We start from the raw sequence: 16,651 nt of genomic DNA, 5'->3' as shown, positions 1-16,651 counted from the left end.
CCCTCGACGAGCCTGGCCGGCCGTGGACCGCATTCATTCGTTCGCGTACCTCACGCAGGGTCCGGGGGCGGTATCCAGGCCCGCCGCAGCAGCTCTTGTGGAACCTCACGCCGGTGTTCAGCAGCACTGTCAGTGTGCGCCATGCCGCGGCATCCCGCCGTCGGGGCGCGGCGAACGCCGAACCTACGTGGATCAGCAGCTGCGCACAACGAGGACAGGTCCGCTGTCGCGTTCTGTCGTAGGGCTGCTTGTAGGAGGTCCGGCAAGAGAGGCAGACGTACGAGGTCTTCGCATGAGCCATGCGCTCAACCCTAGAGATCTCCCTGGGGGCCGACCAACGAATTGAACGGACCGAGAGGCCAGGCAGGAGGGTCGGCACGGCTTTCAGGCTCAACTGTCCAACTCGAATGCTCAGTGGGCCAACTGACAGCGCTCAACCACAATAATGTGCCGGGGCTCGGTGGGTGCCACCGACGGCACCGCATAGGCTGCAAAGAAACCAGGTCGAAGCAGCGGGACTGTCACCAGAGAGGCGCTGGAGTTGTCTCACATAGCCGATCGCTGGTCTTCCTGTCGCCGGGGCGCAGTGTGACTCGCGACGACCTCATCGCCATGCTCCGCGAACAGACTTCGGCATGCGGGCCTGCGCGTAACGCTTTGATCGCCGGGGCTGACTTCGTCGTCTGGGACGGCCTGGTCCCGGCCAACCGGCACGCGGGCGTCTTCCGGGGTCGAATGCTCCACTCCTTGAAGCGTAGTCACACGATCGACGGCCTGGCCGACAGTGTCGACATCCTTCGGCGAGCCGGGGAAGAGCCGCTTCGTACCGGATCCATCGACGCGGTGGACAGGTCATCCTGGTTCATCATCTTCCTGAACTCCACGGCGACAGTAGTGGTGGCCTGCTGCGGCGGACGCCGACCCACCTCCATGGAGTCGGCCGGCACCTCCGACTCCGGCGCCCAACCTTGAAGGTGACAACACGCCGCTTTGGCTCACGCAATGTCGTTGAGGGTTACGTCGGAGAATCCTGCGGCGCGGGTTCCGCCGTACTGGAAATACACGTCTTTGAGTCCTTCGGGCCGCCATTTCGCCTTCACCACCTGCTTGACCACCGGGTGATCCTCCGCAAGGCGAAGGGAGCGGCGCTGCTCATGGCCCTCCAGGCACTCGGGCAGTCCGAGCTTGACGGCGGCCGCGGCGGTGGCAGTCTCGGAGATCCGGGTGAGCTGACGTCTCAGTCATCTCCGGACAATTGACGGGGTGTCTCGGTCCGCCGAGCTCAAGGCACTCATGGTCCGCCCCCCCCCAGAAGGAGGCAAGTGCGCCTTGACAATCTCAAATTGTCAAGGCGTACTTGCCTCATGACTCTTCCAGATCTGGACGATCTCATCGCGGAAGTCGACAGGAGATGCGGCACCGCACACCGCGCCGGCGGACAGGAGCAGCCCGATTGGCTCGCTCTGCTGACGGTCGCCGCCCAACTCGCAGGACAGCTACAGGCGCTGGCGGACGATCTGGTCGAGGACTACGTCGAGCACTGCCGCATGCACGGCAACTCATGGACCGACATCGGCACCGCTCTGGGCGTGACCCGACAGGCGGTCCAGCAGCGTTTCCACGCACCGCACAAGCGCTACAGCCCCGAGACGATGACCGGTGACCTGCGCCAGGCGATGGTCCACGTCAAGCAGGCGGCGGTGCACCATCGCAACAATTACATCGGCACCGAGCACCTGCTCTGGGGGCTGACCGCGGAGGACAACAGCGCCACCCGGCTTCTGCAAGCCGCCGGCGTCTCACCGGAGGCGGTCCACCAATCCGTCGGGAACCGGCTGAGCATGGGAGCTTCCCAGGCGGCCGAACGGATCGCCTGGACCCCCTACTCCCGCAAGGCCATCGACATTGCGGAAGCACGGTCCGAGCAGCACGGATCCGACCGCATCGACTGCGAGGACCTGCTCATCGGTCTTGCCCGGGTTGGCCGCGGAGTGGCCGCCGACGTCCTGACAGAGGCCGGCCTCGACCCGGCCGCCCTCGATGCCACGACTGCGGACTCCCACTCATCACAGCACGAGTGACCACACCCCCTGGATCGCGAGAACCCAACCCACCTGCCCGGACTTGCCTGGGACGACATCCGGGCACCGCAGGTCAGCACCGCCTGATGCCCGGGCTTGTCTGAGACAGGACATTGCCGCCGACCCCGCCCCACGGAGCCGGAGGCGCCCGCACGTGCCGCTCTCCCCAGCAGGACGCCGCCGACCCGCCGCCCAGTAATCGGTGAACCCGGCTGGGGACGTCGACCAGGCGCGGCGCCCGAACTCCTCTACCGGGTCGGCGGCCTCAAGCGCTGGGCGCGGAACAGGCCACGCAACCGACCCCGAAAGCGGTCACCCAGGGGCCGGCCCACAGCCCTCGCCCAGATCATCGACGGCCCTCAAGAACTTCTCGGCCGGCAACGGCAGGCGGCAGGCCGTCGCGCTTCAAGGCGCCGGTGGCACAAGGGGGTCGCTCTGGTCTGCAGGTCGTAAAGGTCCTCCCATGGTTTCGCTGGGGCCGAGGACAACTTCTGTCAACTCTTGATAGGAAACCTACACACGTCTGGTTCAGGGCATTTGCTTCCGCGTGCGCGCATGCCGACGCACGCGGCTCGGCTGCCAGAGTGCGGCTTCGACCACCGTTCCCGCCTGTCAACGGATATGACGGTGTGTCAGTTTCTATGGGAGTTTCTGCATGTTCAAAAGGGTCCATGCCTCGCTGGGACGTTCCAGACACGCGGCGGGCAAGACCGGCAGACGGGCGCGGGGGATCGCGGCGGTCACCACCACTGCCGTCGTTCTCACCGTCGCCGCCACCGCCGCCTATGGCGCGGTTACCGATGGGGCCGAGACGGGATCGCACGCGCTCAAGCGCATAGGCACGGCCCCCCGCGTCCCGGCCGGTGCGACCGCGGCCGGCACGACCGCTTCGGGAACCACGCTGCATCTCAGCGTGAATCTCTCCCCGCGTGACCCGCAGGCGCTGACCGACTTCATCACAGAGGTGTCCACTCCGGGCAACCCCCGGTACCACCAGTACCTGGGCAAGGGGAAGTTCGCCTCCGCCTTCGGCCCCACCCGGGCCACCATCGCCGCCGTCGCCCAGGCGCTGAAGGCGGACGGCCTCACTCCGGGCAAGCTCAGTTCCGACGGCCTGTCCCTCCCGGTCACCGCCACCGTCGCGCAGGCGTCCCACGCCTTCGGCACCGGATTCAAGAACGTCCGGCTCAAGGACGGCACGATCGACTATCTCAACGCCTCGGCCCCGGCGCTGCCCGCCGACGTGGCGGCATCGGTGAGCGGGATCGTCGGCCTGAGCAACGTCAACTCCATCACCAGCCACCACACGGCCGTACGCCACCTGAGCGGATCGGCCTCCGTCACCGGCCCCCACCCACGCACGGTGGCCCCCCGGACGTACACCCCGGGGATGTGCACCGACTTCACCGACGCCGCGGGCCAGGCGGGTTTCGCCGACGGCACCGACTACTACAGCCCGGGGAAGCTGGCGGCCAACTACGGCATGACCAGCTCCGCCACCGCCGGCGCGGGGCAGACGGTCGCCGTGTTCGAGATGGAGAACGCCGACCCCAACAGCATTGCCACGTACCAGTCCTGTGTGGGCACCAACACCTCGGTGTCCTACCGCTACGTGGACACCACCGCCGGGTCGGGCACCCCGGCCGGAACCGACCAGGACGGCTACGGCGTCGGTACGGAGACGGCGCTCGACATCGAGGACCTGATAGGCCTGGTGCCGGGCGCGAGCATCATCGACTACCAGGGTCCGGACGCCGACAACGCGACCGACCAGAACGTGCTCGACGTCTACCAGCAGATGGTCACCGACGACCAGGCGCAGGTCATCTCCACCAGCTGGGGTGAGTGCGAATCGGTCATGGCCGGCGCGACGGCGAGCGCCGAGAACGCGATCTTCCAGGAAGCCGCGGCACAGGGCCAGAGCATCGTCGCGGCTTCGGGAGACAGCGGTTCCAGCGACTGTGCACCCGCGACCGGCTCCACCGCCAACGCGGTCGACGACCCCGCGAGCCAGCCCTACGTCACCGGCGTCGGCGGCACCACGATGACCGGGACGGGCAGCACCAAGACCCAGAAGGCGTGGGGGGTCTCCCAGGACGGCGGCAGCGGCGGCGGTGTCTCCTCACGCTGGGGCCCCGTCCTCTACCAGGGCGGCATCGCCACCACGACCAAGCGCGCCGTTCCGGATGTCGCCGCGCTGGCCGACCCGAACGACGGCTACCCGATATACACCCTGGACGACGCCGACTCGTCCAGCCCCGAGCCCAGCATCCTCGGCGGCACCAGCGGCGCGGCCCCGACGTGGGCCGCCGCCATCGTCCAGGCCAACGCCAGTACGGGCTGCCAGACGAACGGCCGGGTCGGCTTCCTCAACGACGCCCTGTACAAGGCCGCGCGGAGCAGCTACCCGACGAACTTCTGGGACGTCACCAGCGGCAACAACTCCGTATACGCCACCGGCTACACGGCGGCGGCCGGCTACGACGAGGTCACCGGCCTGGGCTCGCCCAAGGAGGCCGGCCTGATCACCTCGCTGTGCGCGGCCAAGGGCACCGCGGCCACGGGTGCCTCCACCTTCCACCCGCTCAGCAGCCCCAAGCGCCTGCTGGACACCCGCAACGGCACCGGTTGGGGCCTCAGCTCCATCCCGTCCACCAAACCCCTGGTCGCGGGCGGAACCGCCCCGGTCAGGATCGAGGGCGCCGGTGGGATCCCCAGCAGCGGCGTGACCGCTGTCGTGCTCAACCTCACGGTGACCGGCACCACCGGCTCGGGTTCGTTGATCGCCTGGGCCGACGGCACCGCCAAGCCGTCGACCAGCAACCTCAACTGGACCGGTGCCGGCCAGACCATCGCCGCCTCGTCGACCGTCACGGTGGCCGGTGACGGCGTGGTGGACCTCTACACCAGCAGCACCACCCACGTGATCGCCGATGTCCAGGGTTACTACACCAGCGGTACCACCGGGTCCACGTACACGGCGCTGAAACCGGCCCGCCTGCTGGACACCCGCTCCAAGGTCGGCATCTCCACCACCAGCAAGATCACCAACGCGGTGGTCAGCCTCAAGGTCCGCGGCCACGGCGGCGTGCCGACCGGCGCCTCCTCCGTGGTGCTCAACCTGACGGCCACCCAGACCGTCGGCTCCGGCTACCTGGAGGCCTACCCCGAGGGCGCCACCCGCCCGACCGCCTCCAACGTGAACTGGGCGGTCACGGGGACCACCATCCCCAACCTGGTCGTCGTGCCGATCGGCTCCGACGGCAACGTCAGCCTCTACGTCCACGGCACCAGCCACGTGATCGCCGACGTCTCCGGCTACTTCTCCACCAGTGGCTCGGCCTTCCACACGGTCACCCCGCTGCGCCTGCTGGACACCCGTACGACGTCGGCACTGGGCGCCGGCAAGACACTGGCCCTGCAGATCTCGGGCCGCGACGCCATTGCGTCCACCGGCGTCAAGGCCGTCGTACTGACCGTCACCGTCACCGGCACCACCGGCAGCGGCTACCTCACCGCCTGGGCCGACGGCGGCACCCGTCCGACGGCCTCCAACCTGAACTGGGTGTCGGGCAAGACGATCGCCAACCAGGTGATCGTGCCGGTCGGCTCCGACGGCAAGATCGATTTCTACGTCAGCAGCACCACCCAGGTGCTCGCGGACGTGGCCGGCTACATAAGCTGACGCCCACCGACGACACAACGGCGATGCCCCACCGGCCCCCGTGGTCGGTGGGGCATCGCGGTTACCGGCGAAGTTCCAGCCCTACCCCCTTGTATGTCGGGCCGTCCGCGTTCTCGGGGTGTCCGTCAGCCGCAGCATGGTGCTCCGAGTGGTGGACGAGCGCGGTCAGCGTCCTGATCGTCGCACTCATTGCCACCCGTCTGCCGGAGACCACCGCCCCCAGCGAGCCCGCTCCCGACGCGGCGGGTCCGAGGAAGAGCAAGCGGAGCGGAGTCCTCCGCGACCGCCCCTACCTCGCACTCTCCCTCCTCAACGGCGTGCTCATCATGCACATGGAACTCCTCGAGGTAGGAATGCCGCTCTGGGTCATGAACCACACCCAGGCTCCGGCATGGACCCGTCCGCACTCCTGTTCACCAACGTCCTGGTGGCCATCGGCTTCCAGATGCGCGTCGGCCGCACCGTCACCGACGTGAACGCGGCAGCTCGCGCCATGCGCCGCGGCGGCTACTGCCTCCTGTCAGCCTCCGCCGTCTTCGCCCTGGCCAGTACCCTCAACCCTCTGCTGTGCGCGACCGCCCTCTTCGTCGCCGTCGTCCTGCTCACCCTCACCGAACTCCTCCAGTCGGCCGGATCATGGGGCCTGTCCTACGATCTCGCCGACACCGCACGCCTCGGTGAATACCAGGGCGCCTGGAGCGTGGGAACCCAACTCGTCCGCTCCTGCGGCCCGTTCCTGGTCACCCTGGCCCTCTCGGCCCTGGACGCCACCGGCTGGCTGGTGATCGGCCTGATCTACGCCGTGGCAGCGGGCTGCGTCGCGCCCCTGTCCCGCCGGGCGGAAGCCGCCCACCACGTGACCGCACCAGGGCCATCGGGCATGGCGGAGCTCTGTGTGGCGTCTGATGGAAGCGTGGCGGAAGTACCCATCAGGGCACGTTGACCGGTTGAGCGGGTGGGACCGCCGTACGTAAAGGCAGGGGTCGCCCATCCGAAGGGGACGGCATCCGCTGGCTGTCGTTGACGACTCCCGCTCGTCCACAAAAGCCCGCCCACCAACCACAGGCTCTTGACCACCCCTTCAGGTGGATGCCGACGCCGACGGGTCGGGTCAGGCTCGTCTCATCGGGATATGACGGAGCGTCATACCCGGCGTATCACGGCGGCGGCGCACCCGGGCGCAGAAACGGGAATCGAACACCACTCTCACTGACCGTGACGGCTCCCCGTGATCGCTGCCAGAGCCGTCATTTGGCTCCACCCGGGGCGACTCCAACTGAACCCAGTTCGCGGATGATTCGTGAAGATCGGCGTCGTACGGTGGGTGGTCCCGGAGGCGGCTTGATTTGGGGCCACTGAGGCAGCGAGGGAAGCGTGTGACGGACGCGGGAGAGCGTCGGCATGATGGCCGCATGACGGATCGGACATCGCTGGAATCTGAGCTCGCTGCGTTCATGGGCGAGTACGAACGGGCCAACAACAGCCACGACATCTCACGCGTCGTGCCGTTCATCGCCGAGGACGCCGTGTACTGGTTCTCGGACGGTTCGCATCGGGGCATTGAGGAGATCCGATCCGCAATCGAGAAGACGTTCGCGAGGATCCTCGACGAGGTGTATGAGGTGCGTGAACTGGAGTGGCTTGTGCTCACCGCTGATGTCGCGGTGTGTCGCTATCTGTTCGCCTGGACCGGCGTTGTGAACGGCGAACCCCGCTCTGGCCAGGGCCGGGGCACTAACGTCATCGTCCGGCGGGACAGCGAGTTGAAGATACTGCATGAACATCTCAGCTCCTGATCCTCGGCAGGCGCTCACCTGAGCCCGCTGGTCTTGTTCACCTTGGTGCGGGCCAGTCGGTAGGACTCCGTTCCGTTCTCGATCAGGGTGGCGTTGAAGGTGAGCCGGTCCACGATGGCTGCGCAGAGCCGCGGATCGGTGAACGTCTTTGACCAGCCACCTGGGGCTGGCACATGTTCCTTTTCACGGATCGCTGCTGCCACCGGCCCGTATCCATGTCAGCCACGTCCTCGACGCCTGCGGCCACCCGCCCCGCATGATCCGCTGCACTCGACTGCAGGACCTGGTCAACACCATGGGTCCCAAACTTGTTCGCCGCCGCGCTCGGCATGAACCCCGAAGCCACCACGATCTATCTCGCCGACCACGTCGACCGCGGACGGATGACGGAGAGGACAGCTCACTGAAAATCGCACCTGGGAAAATAGGATTGCCGCCCGTCGGACACGCTGACACCATGCGGGGCGTGACCACTGCTGGAGCGCCGAACTGCCTGATTGTGACGGGGATGCCGGGCGCCGGGAAGTCGACCGTGACCAGGCTTGTCGCCGAGCGGCTGCCACGTTCCGCCCTGCTCGACGGCGATGAGCTCAACAGGATGATTGTCAGCGGATTCGTCTGGGCTCTGGGCGAGCCCGCCGACGAGGCAGCACAGCAAGTCGAGCTGTTGCACCGCAATCTGTGCGCGCTGGCGAACAACTTCGCCGACGCCGGCTTCACGCCCCTGATCGATGCGGTGATCCCCTCCCGCGAGAAGCTGGACTTCTTCCTCGATCTCCTCGCGCCTCGTCACGTCTTGTTCGTTGTCCTCACACCGGGCATCGAGGTCTGCCAACACCGCAACACGATCAGGGATCCACGTGAACGGTTCGACTTCGACGGCTACGAAGTCCTCGACGCCGACATGAAACGCGAATTCGGCGATGTCGGCTGGTGGTTCGACACCGCGGGCCTCACCCCCGACCAAACCGCCGATTGCATAGTCCGCGAAGCAAGCCGCCGTGCCCTCGTGAACTGACCGCATTCCGACTGCAGACGGAACCGGTCCACTTTCGGAGACACCTGGCACACATAGGCCGGAGCATGTGCGCTTCACCGAACGCCTCGTTCGAGGCGATCGTGATGCTGCTCTTCTCCTCGTGTTCGGTCAGAACCTGAAGAGCTTCTCTGCCCCGCGCCGGTCGAGTTCGAGGCAGCCGAGTTCGTCGATTTCCAGAAGGTCGACGCGTCCGTAGCGGGCGATGGTCTTGCCGAGCTGCTTGTCGGCGGCCGCTTCGACGGGCTCGTTCACCAGGGAGGCTGTGGTGGAGTAGCGGACGCGGTAGCCGGCAATGGCGGCCGCGGTGCGCAGGCCGATCAACAGGTGGGACTTCAGTACCTCCGGGACATGGCCCGGGGGTCGGGCTCCTGGGCCCAAGCCAAGACGGCCGGCATGGACGACCGGACCCTCAGCCGGGTTCGCGAGGCCCGAAACGGCCACTACCAGGAGTACCTGCGGACCGAGGCCATCGAGATCGACGGAGTCGTCGACACTCTCGCCGAGCTGTCGAAGTACGTCCGCATGGCCATCGTGACGACCGCGAAACGGGCGGCCTCGGTGGTCGACGGACACGGCGCCCACGGCGCCGACAGCCGACGGGCGGCGAACACGGACTCCAGCGCGGCCCGGCGCCGCCGGTACGGCCACCCGGTCGTGTCCGTCCCGGCCAGCCTGAGCAGATCGAAGGCGGAAGCGCACAGGTTCGCAAAATCCTGAGCGGCGGCGCAGGGGAACCCGTACGCGAATGCCCGGACAGGTGGGGCTACGCACGCGGGTTGTGGCTGCTATCAGCTGTCAGGTCGGGCGGTGCATGGGCAGGGAGTACAGGGCTGCGGGGGCAAGATGGCTTGGTTCGTTCGGTTCTGCCGAGCTGTTGACGAGTGCTGAGACGCGGGCCACGCTGCTGCGTCTCGTGCGCGTCCCGTCTCGGTGGCGAGGCTTCGCGCGTGGAAGGAGGTGGCTTCCACGCGTTCGAGAACACGGCGGACCCGGGCACGCTCGGCGCGGCGGGGATTGAGTGGATGCACCAGGGGACGGCAAGCCGTGCGGAAGGCCTCCAGCGCTTGATCAAGATCACGTGCATCGAGTGCGGGCTTCGGGACGCCGGCCTGCGGCGCGCAGCGCACGAGGTGGTCGAGAAGGGAAAGTAGCTCCCTCAGACGCATTTCGGCGACCGTGCGGACAGTCATGGGGACGACCAGCGCGGCTGCCAGAATCCCGCACCCGGCCCCCAGAACGGTCTCCTGGACGCGAAGTGCGAGCAGCTGCGGGGAGAGCGTATGCAGGACTGCGAGCACCATGCTGAGCGAGCCGGTGATGAAGAAGGTCACCGCCCAGTAGCTGCCGGAGGGGGTGTAGAACATCCCGAAGACGCAGGCGAGGAGAAAGGCCAGGGCCAAGGTGGTGTGCCCGTCGGCCAGGGCGGCGAGGCCGTATCCGAACGGCACCCCGGCGACGGTGCCGATCAGCCGCCGGCCGCTCTGCAGCAGCACGTCCCCGGTGTGCTCGGCATTGATGAAGACGACCCATGCCGTGGCCACGGCCCAGTACCACAGGTGCGGGGAGAGAAGATGTCCGCCGAGTACGGCGAGCGCGGCCGCGGCGGTCACCTGGAACGCCTGCCGCGTCGTATGCCGCCACGGGCCTGAAGGCTGTGCTGCCCCTGGACGCAGCGCCACACGGTCGCGCTCTGTCCGGTCGGTCAAGTCCGCCGTCTCCGCCCCCCTCATCGTGCTGGCGGAGGACGCCGTCGAATCCTCCGCTGCGCGGATCGCGAGTACGCCGAGGCGTTGCGCGGTCGCGTCCGCACGTGCCGTCCGCTCCAGCTCCGCCGCCGTGTCGCGGAGCGGCCCGACGGGAGCCTCGTACAGGAATTGCTGAAGCAGCAGCGCGGAGGTGTGCAGCCGGTCGAGACGTCGTTCGACTCTGCGGACGCCGGCTCCGCCGTCTGCGAGTAGATCTGACGTGGCCTGCTGTGCATCACGAAGCCGTCTGTTGAATGCCGCCCTCAGGCGCCTCAGGATTTCGTAGGACGTCGTGGGTACCAGACAGAAGCGAGTGACTGCGGCTGCCGCGAAGGCGACGGCCAACGCCCCAGTCAATTGCGGGAGTTGGTGGGGCTGGATCCTGGCGAACTGGGACAGGAAGTAGGCCATGAAGGCGAAGATCCCGAGGTCCAGGCCCCGTCGTCCGAAGCGGCGCGCATATACGGCGGTGAAGATCAGCGGGAGGAAGGCCAGGTGGGACGCGACGGGGAAAGGTGCCAGCAGGCCCCCGGCCGTCAAGGCGGCCAGGGTCACGGGAGCCCCGGCGAGCAGAGTGAGGAACTGGTTGCGGGGGTGCAGGTCGCCGCTCGCCAACGAGGTGACCACCGCTGTGAAGCCGCCGGCCAGAAGTACAACCGAGGGTTGATCCCGTACCGTCAGCGCGGCCAGGGTGAGAGTGAGGCCGAGGACGGCACGCAGCCCGGCGGTCAGACGCAGCAGCCCCGGGTCGGCTGCGGCCACCCGGTCCCGTAGCGACGCTGTTTTCGCAGCCACCGTGGATTTCCGTTCCTTCGTCTTGGTCGGCCGCTCCCGTCCGGCCTCGACGAGCGGGGCCGTGTGCAGCCCGGGATCACTGGCCTGGGGCCCGCGTTTTCGCAAGGCCTTGGGGACAAGTGGGGGCCTCGGTGTACCCGGGCGAAGGGGTCGCCTGGCCGGTTACTGCTTCCTCGCTCGTGTGGCCAGTCTGGTCCGGCGGGATGGCGGGCGGTATGCGTCAGGTGACTGCTTCCACAGCCAGGGGTGCCCTTATTCCTGGGGGCCGGCCGTCGCGAGGGTGCCCTCGATGAGGTCGCGCAGCTGGGATCGGGCGGTGATGCCCAGCTTGGGAAAGCTGCGGTAGAGGTGCGAGCTGACCGTGCGCGGGGAGAGGAAGAGCTTTTCGCCGATCTCCCGGTTGGTCAGCCCGCGGGCGGCGAGCCGGATGATCTGCTGCTGTTGCGGGGAGAGTTCGGCGAGCGCGTCGGGGGCCGCATCGGTGACGTCGAGGCCGGCGGCGCGCGATTCGGCGCGGGCGCGTTCGATCCACGGGCGTGCGCCCAGTCGCCGGAAGGTCTCCAGGGCCTCGGTGAGCGGCCCACGCGCCTCTGCGATGCGCCGACGGCGCCGCAGCCACTCGGCGAGGTCGAGCAGGGTCTGTGCGCGTTCGAAGGGCCAGTACTCCAGTGCTGGATCCGCCAGTGCCGCCCGGAAGTGCGGTTCGGCGTCGTCGGGGGCCGCCAGCAGGCCACGGGCTCGGCTGATCAGTGCACGCAGACGAGGGGAAGCGTTGTCCGCCAGAGCGGATGCCGAGTGCTCGACGATCAGGGCAGCCTCCTCATGGCGGCCGCAGCGCACAGCGGCGGCGGCCAGATCCGCGAGGGCCGGGTAGGAGGCGTGGTAGTGCACGGGCGCGCCGTCTGCCGTGAAGACCATGCGGAGTTGGCCGTAGGCGGTCTCGTAGGCGCCTTCTGCGGCTGCCGCGGCACCGAGCGCACGATGGGCATAGACGGCGACCGATCGGCTTTCCAGCGGATCGATCAGAGTGAGCGCGTCCTCGGCCCGGGTTCGGGCCGAGGACGCATCGCCCTGGAAGGCCAGCACGGTGGCGTCCACGGTGGCCGCACAGGCCACGGCGTGGTCGAGGCCGGCCGCCCGGCCGACCGCGGTGGTGCGGGCGCAGGCCTCACGGGCCTGTTCCCACCGTCCTCGCTCCAGGTAGGCCCAGGCGACCGCGCCGCCCAGACCCTCGGGCAGCGCTCCCTGCAGCTCCCAGCGGTCGAAGGCCTCGTCGAAGGCGCGGACGGCCTGTGGGGTCTCGTCCAGGAGCCACGCCATGATCCCGACGGCGGTGAGCCGCTCCGGCCGCTCTTCCGCCTCGGCGGCCAACTGCGGTAGCAGGCAGACGAGTTGGGCTCGGTCGTCGAAGGGGTCCGACACCGCCCTCACCCAGGTGCGCAAACCTGCGTGTGAGGCGCTCTCGGGAAGACGCCGCAGGATGTCATGGATGCGGTGGCGCTGGGTGTCCTCCCCGGAATAGAAGCGGACCACGGCGGCGCCGGCCACGAGGTCCAGCCCGGCGGCGGGCTGGGAGGCCGCCAACTGCTCGGCGCCGTCGGCCAGTCGGGAGAAGACCACGCTGTGGCGCACGGTCAGGACCGCCAGCCGTCCGGCCTGCACGGCGGCGGAGGCCAGCAGGGTTGCGTCATCCGTGCGCGCGCATGCCGCAGCGACCAGTTCCTCGACCCAGGCGATGTCTCCGGTGAACACGGCCGCCGCGGCGGCTTCGACCAGCAGCCGGGCACTGTCCTCGCGCTGCGGTGCGAGTTCCGCGGCGCGCTGCAGGGCCTGGGCCGCCGCCGCATGCCCGCCGCGGCGGCGGGCCCGGCCGGCGGTCCGCTCCAGCTCCGCCGACGCGGCCGCGTCCGGGTGCGGGCAGGCGGCGGCAAGATGCCAGGCACGCCGGTCCGGTTCGTCCCGCAGCATCTCGGCGAGCGCGAGGTGAGCCTCGCGCTGGGCGCCCAAGGACGCGGCGTGATACACGGCGGACCGGACCAGTGGGTGGCGGAACCGGACGTCCCGGCCGGTCCGCCGGACCAGCCCGGCCTGCCCGGCCGGCAGCCAGGCCGCGTCCTCGGCGCGCGGCAGCCCCGCCGAGACGGCGATCGCGGAGTCGGCGCTGTCCATGGCGGCCAGGAGCAGCAGAGCCCGCATGGTGGAGGCGGGGAGACCGTTCAGGCGAGCGGCGAAGATCCGCTCCAGGTGATCGGTGAGCGGAAGCGGACCCGCAGACGGCAGCCCCGCAGCCGTGTCCTGTGCTGAGGCTGTCCTCGTCAGTTCCACCAGCGCCAGCGGGTTGCCGCCTGCCTGGTCGAGGATCCGCGACCTGGTGTGCCCGGTGGGGCTCTTCGGCTGCAGGTCCAGCAGCTGATGGGCCGCAGCTTCGTCGAGCGGTCCCAGGGTGAGCATCGGCACATGACGGTCGAATCCCGGAAGGTGATCGCCGCCACGGGCACCGATCAGCATGGTGACCGGTTCACCTTCCAACCGTCTGGCAACGAAGGACAGCGCATCCAGGGAAGCACGATCGAACCACTGCGCATCGTCCAGCACCACGAGCACCGGATGGTGGTCGCCCAGGCCTGACAACAGGCTCAGGACGGCGACCCCGACCAGCATGAGATCGGGTCCCGGCGTGGCCGACCCCTCGCCGAAGGCGTCCTGCAGCGCCGCGCGCTGCCTCCCCGGCAGTGCGTCCGCCTCGGCCGGCACCGGCCGCAGCAACTGATGCAGTGCGGAGAACGCCAGGCTCGACTCCGACTCGCTCCCCTCGGCCCGCAGTACGCGGGCGCCGCCGGCTTCAGCCCGGCGCACCGCGTGCTCCAGCAGCGCGCTCTTCCCCGTGCCCATGTCACCGACCAGCATCAGCACCGGGTCGGCCGACACCGAGTCCACCGCACGAATAAGGCGTGCCAATTCCGCGTCCCGGCCGACGATCAGCTCCCCCGGATCCGGCTCCGGTCCCATGACCGCACCGCGGTCGCCTGTGTGCTCGTCCACGGAGTCTCCCGGAATCGCGGCTTTCGATCTCAGTCGCCTTGCCCTGGCCCGCCCAGGCTACAAGCGGCCGGGCCCAGTGCCCGGGCCATGCGCGCAGGTGCAGTCACGTTACGGATACCGCGCGCGCCGAGGCCGCTCGTACGGTTCCAGGAAAACCTCCACATTCCCAAGGACGCCCCATGGAACACATCACGCTCGGCAACGTCACCATCACACGAGTATGGGAGTACTTCGGTTCCGTCGAAATGACGCCCGACACCTTCTTCCCCGAAAGCCCGAAGGAAGTGTGGAACGACGGTGCATCCTGGCTGACCCCGCATTTCCTCGACTCCGAGACCAATATCGTCAATTCCGCGATCCAGACCTGGCTGCTGCGCAGCGGAGGCAAGACCATCCTCGTCGACACCGGCGTGGGCAATCACAAGGACCGCCCGTACGCGCCGGTCTGGAACCGCCGCGAAACAGGCTTCCTGGCCAATCTCGCGCGCGCCGGCGTCGCGCCCGAGGACGTGGACATCGTGATCAACACACATCTCCACATCGATCACGTCGGCTGGAACACGTACCTGAACGACCGGCAGTGGGTACCCACTTTTCCCAACGCCACCTATCTGATGCCGAAGGACGACTTCGACTTCTGGAATCCCGAGAACGACCACAAGCCACTGCTCGGCCGCGGCAACCAGAACGTCTTCGAGGACAGCGTGGCCCCGGTGCACCAGGCCGGCCAGACGCTGCTGTGGGAAAACAGCCACCAGATCGACGCCGACCTCCGCCTCGACGCGGCTCCCGGACACACCCCTGGCTCCTCCGTACTGACCCTCACCTCCGGGACGGACCGCGCGGTGTTCGTCGGCGACATGCTGCACAGCCCCGTGCAGATCCTCGAACCCGACTCCAACAGCTGCTTCTGCGAGGACCCCGCGGCCGCCCGCGCCACCCGCCGCAAGGTGCTGGGCTGGGCGGCCGACAACAACGCACTCGTGATCCCCGCGCACCTGGGCGGCCACGGTGCCGCCGAAGTGGCACGCGAGGGAGACAAGTTCGCCATCAAGGGCTGGGCCCCCTTCGCCCCGTACACCGAGCAGGCCTGAGTCCTGCGGAAAGACACGAGACTTGACTTCCTCCCCTCGTGAAGCGAGGGGGATTCCTACGGCTCGCGCCGTGGGGTTTTCTGCTTCGTCGCCGACTGCCCGCCCGGAGTGCTCCGTTGAGGTCTTACACCGGCTCCACAGACAGATGCCGCCAGCCCGGCGGCCAGAAGGTTGTGCGCCGCGTTCACGTCCCGGTCATGGACCGTGCCGCAGCCGCACGTCCAGGTGCGGACATGCAGCGGCATCTTGTCCTGCAACGCGCCGCAGTGGGAGCACAGCTTGGACGAGGGGAAGAAACGGTCCACCACCACCACGTCCCGCCCGTACCAGGCGGCCTTGTACTCCAGCATGCTGCGGAACTCCGCCCAGGCCACGTCGCTGATGGCGCGGGCGAGTTTCCGGTTTTTGACCATGTTGCGCACGGTCAAATCCTCGATCACGAGCGTTTGGTTGTCACGCACGAGCCGGGTGGTCAGCTTGTGGAGCAGGTCCCGGCGCCGGTCGGCGATCCGGGCGTGAATTTTAGCGACTTTGCGCCGGGCTGTGCGGCGGTTGGCGCCCTCACCCGGGGCCTTGCGGGACAGCTTGCGCTGGGCCTTGGCCAGACGGGCGCGGTCACGGCGCTCGTGCCGGGGGTTGGCGACCTTCTCCCCGGTGGACAGGGTCAGCAGGTTCTGAAGGCCGACATCGATGCCGACCGCGCTGTTCGTGGCGGGAAGCGGCTTCACGGACGAGTCCTTGCACAGCATCGAAACAAACCAGCGTCCCGCCGCGTCCTGCGACACGGTCACAGTGGACGGCTTGGCGCCTTCGGGCAGCGGCCTCGACCATACGATGTCCAGCGGCTCGGTCATCTTCGCCAGGGTCAGCTTGCCGTCGCGGAAGCGGAAGCCGCTGGCGGTGTACTCGGCGGACTTCCTGGATTTCTTCCGCGACTTGAAGCGGGGGTACTTGGCCCGCTTGGCGAAGAAGTGGGTGAACGCGGTCTGCAGGTGCCGCAGCGTCTGCTGGAGCGGCACCGAGGAGACGTCGTTGAGGAAGGCCAGTTCCTCGGTCTTCTTCCACGCCGTCAGCATCGCCGAGGTCTGGTTGTAGTTGACCCGCTCCGTGCGCGTCCACGCCTCGCTGCGGGCGGCGAGCGCCAGGTTGTAGACCTTCCGCACACACCCGAACGTCCGCGACAGCTCGGCTGCCTGCGCATCACTGGGATAGAAGCGGTACCTGAACGCCCGCTTCACACCGTTCACGGCCACGCCCACACGCTAGCCAGACCACAGGTACAGATCAAACCTGCGCGTCAGGACACTGGGAGCCGCCCTGACGGCCCATCCCCGCTCTGCCCTGCTCCGCAGCCGTTTCGTTTCCTCCCCCGGC

General features: G+C 68.3%; 11 protein-coding genes and 3 pseudogenes. 8 read left to right on the top strand and 6 right to left on the bottom strand.

The genetic code is table 11. The annotated features are described in order from the left end of the window. Positions 1 to 34 precede the first annotated feature (34 nt). Positions 35 to 301, bottom strand: a pseudogene (locus RNB18_RS31520) (deoxyxylulose-5-phosphate synthase); the annotation flags it as partial. A gap of 446 nt (positions 302 to 747) precedes the next feature. On the opposite strand from RNB18_RS31520, the gene RNB18_RS31515 reads away from it, so the two are divergent. The 5 genes from RNB18_RS31515 to RNB18_RS31495 all read left to right on the top strand — a co-directional run bounded on the left by RNB18_RS31515 (position 748) and on the right by RNB18_RS31495 (position 7,562). Next, positions 748 to 972 (top strand): hypothetical protein, encoded by a 225-nt coding sequence (locus tag RNB18_RS31515; RefSeq protein WP_311717511.1) that lies wholly within the window; start codon positions 748 to 750, stop codon positions 970 to 972. A gap of 392 nt (positions 973 to 1,364) precedes the next feature. Continuing rightward, entirely contained in the window at positions 1,365 to 2,081 is a 717-nt protein-coding gene (locus tag RNB18_RS31510) for a Clp protease N-terminal domain-containing protein (RefSeq protein ID WP_311717510.1), read from the top strand. 655 nt (positions 2,082 to 2,736) lie between these two features. Continuing rightward, positions 2,737 to 5,766, top strand: a complete 3,030-nt coding sequence (locus tag RNB18_RS31505; protein ID WP_311717509.1) for a S53 family peptidase — start codon at positions 2,737 to 2,739, stop codon at positions 5,764 to 5,766. Positions 5,767 to 6,157: 391 nt separating this feature from the next. Further along, the gene (locus RNB18_RS31500) at positions 6,158 to 6,709 is read left to right on the top strand and encodes a hypothetical protein (protein ID WP_311717508.1); all 552 of its coding nucleotides are present in this window, start codon (positions 6,158 to 6,160) and stop codon (positions 6,707 to 6,709) included. A 469-nt stretch (positions 6,710 to 7,178) separates the two neighbouring features. After that, positions 7,179 to 7,562, top strand: a complete 384-nt coding sequence (locus tag RNB18_RS31495; RefSeq protein WP_311717507.1) for a YybH family protein — start codon at positions 7,179 to 7,181, stop codon at positions 7,560 to 7,562. A 14-nt stretch (positions 7,563 to 7,576) separates the two neighbouring features. On the opposite strand, the pseudogene RNB18_RS31490 reads toward RNB18_RS31495, so the two are convergent. Then, positions 7,577 to 7,723: pseudogene (locus RNB18_RS31490) on the bottom strand (ATP-binding protein); the annotation flags it as partial. Between the two features lie 296 nt (positions 7,724 to 8,019). Here RNB18_RS31490 and RNB18_RS31485 point away from each other — a divergent pair. Then, positions 8,020 to 8,580 carry an AAA family ATPase gene (locus tag RNB18_RS31485; protein ID WP_311717506.1) on the top strand — a complete coding sequence of 187 codons (561 nt, stop codon included), beginning with the start codon at positions 8,020 to 8,022 and terminating at the stop codon, positions 8,578 to 8,580. A 76-nt stretch (positions 8,581 to 8,656) separates the two neighbouring features. Here the strand turns inward: RNB18_RS31485 and RNB18_RS31480 are convergent. Further along, positions 8,657 to 8,934, bottom strand: a pseudogene (locus RNB18_RS31480) (ATP-binding protein); the annotation flags it as partial. 60 nt (positions 8,935 to 8,994) lie between these two features. Here RNB18_RS31480 and RNB18_RS31475 point away from each other — a divergent pair. Continuing rightward, entirely contained in the window at positions 8,995 to 9,318 is a 324-nt protein-coding gene (locus RNB18_RS31475) for an HAD family hydrolase (RefSeq protein ID WP_311717505.1), read from the top strand. A 71-nt stretch (positions 9,319 to 9,389) separates the two neighbouring features. Here the strand turns inward: RNB18_RS31475 and RNB18_RS31470 are convergent, their stop codons facing one another. Both RNB18_RS31470 and RNB18_RS31465 read right to left on the bottom strand, forming a co-directional pair. Next, on the bottom strand, positions 9,390 to 11,141 hold the full coding sequence (locus RNB18_RS31470; RefSeq protein ID WP_311717504.1) for an FUSC family protein: 1,752 nt from the start codon (positions 11,139 to 11,141) through the stop codon (positions 9,390 to 9,392). A 252-nt stretch (positions 11,142 to 11,393) separates the two neighbouring features. Beyond that, positions 11,394 to 14,183: a helix-turn-helix transcriptional regulator gene (locus RNB18_RS31465; protein WP_311717503.1), complete on the bottom strand. Its 2,790-nt coding sequence runs from the start codon at positions 14,181 to 14,183 to the stop codon at positions 11,394 to 11,396. Positions 14,184 to 14,362: 179 nt separating this feature from the next. Between RNB18_RS31465 and RNB18_RS31460 the strand changes: the two genes are divergently transcribed. After that, positions 14,363 to 15,277 (top strand): MBL fold metallo-hydrolase, encoded by a 915-nt coding sequence (locus RNB18_RS31460; RefSeq protein ID WP_311717502.1) that lies wholly within the window; start codon positions 14,363 to 14,365, stop codon positions 15,275 to 15,277. A 56-nt stretch (positions 15,278 to 15,333) separates the two neighbouring features. Here RNB18_RS31460 and RNB18_RS31455 read toward each other — a convergent pair whose 3' ends face one another. Continuing rightward, complete coding sequence (locus RNB18_RS31455; RefSeq protein ID WP_311717501.1) at positions 15,334 to 16,530, bottom strand: RNA-guided endonuclease InsQ/TnpB family protein; 1,197 nt, start codon at positions 16,528 to 16,530, stop codon at positions 15,334 to 15,336. Positions 16,531 to 16,651: the final 121 nt, after the last annotated feature.

Source organism: Streptomyces doebereineriae, from assembly GCF_031845645.1.
GTDB lineage: Bacteria > Actinomycetota > Actinomycetes > Streptomycetales > Streptomycetaceae > Streptomyces > Streptomyces canus.
The sequence above is the reverse complement of the archived record's forward strand: the minus strand, read 5'-3'. Positions and strand labels throughout refer to the sequence as shown.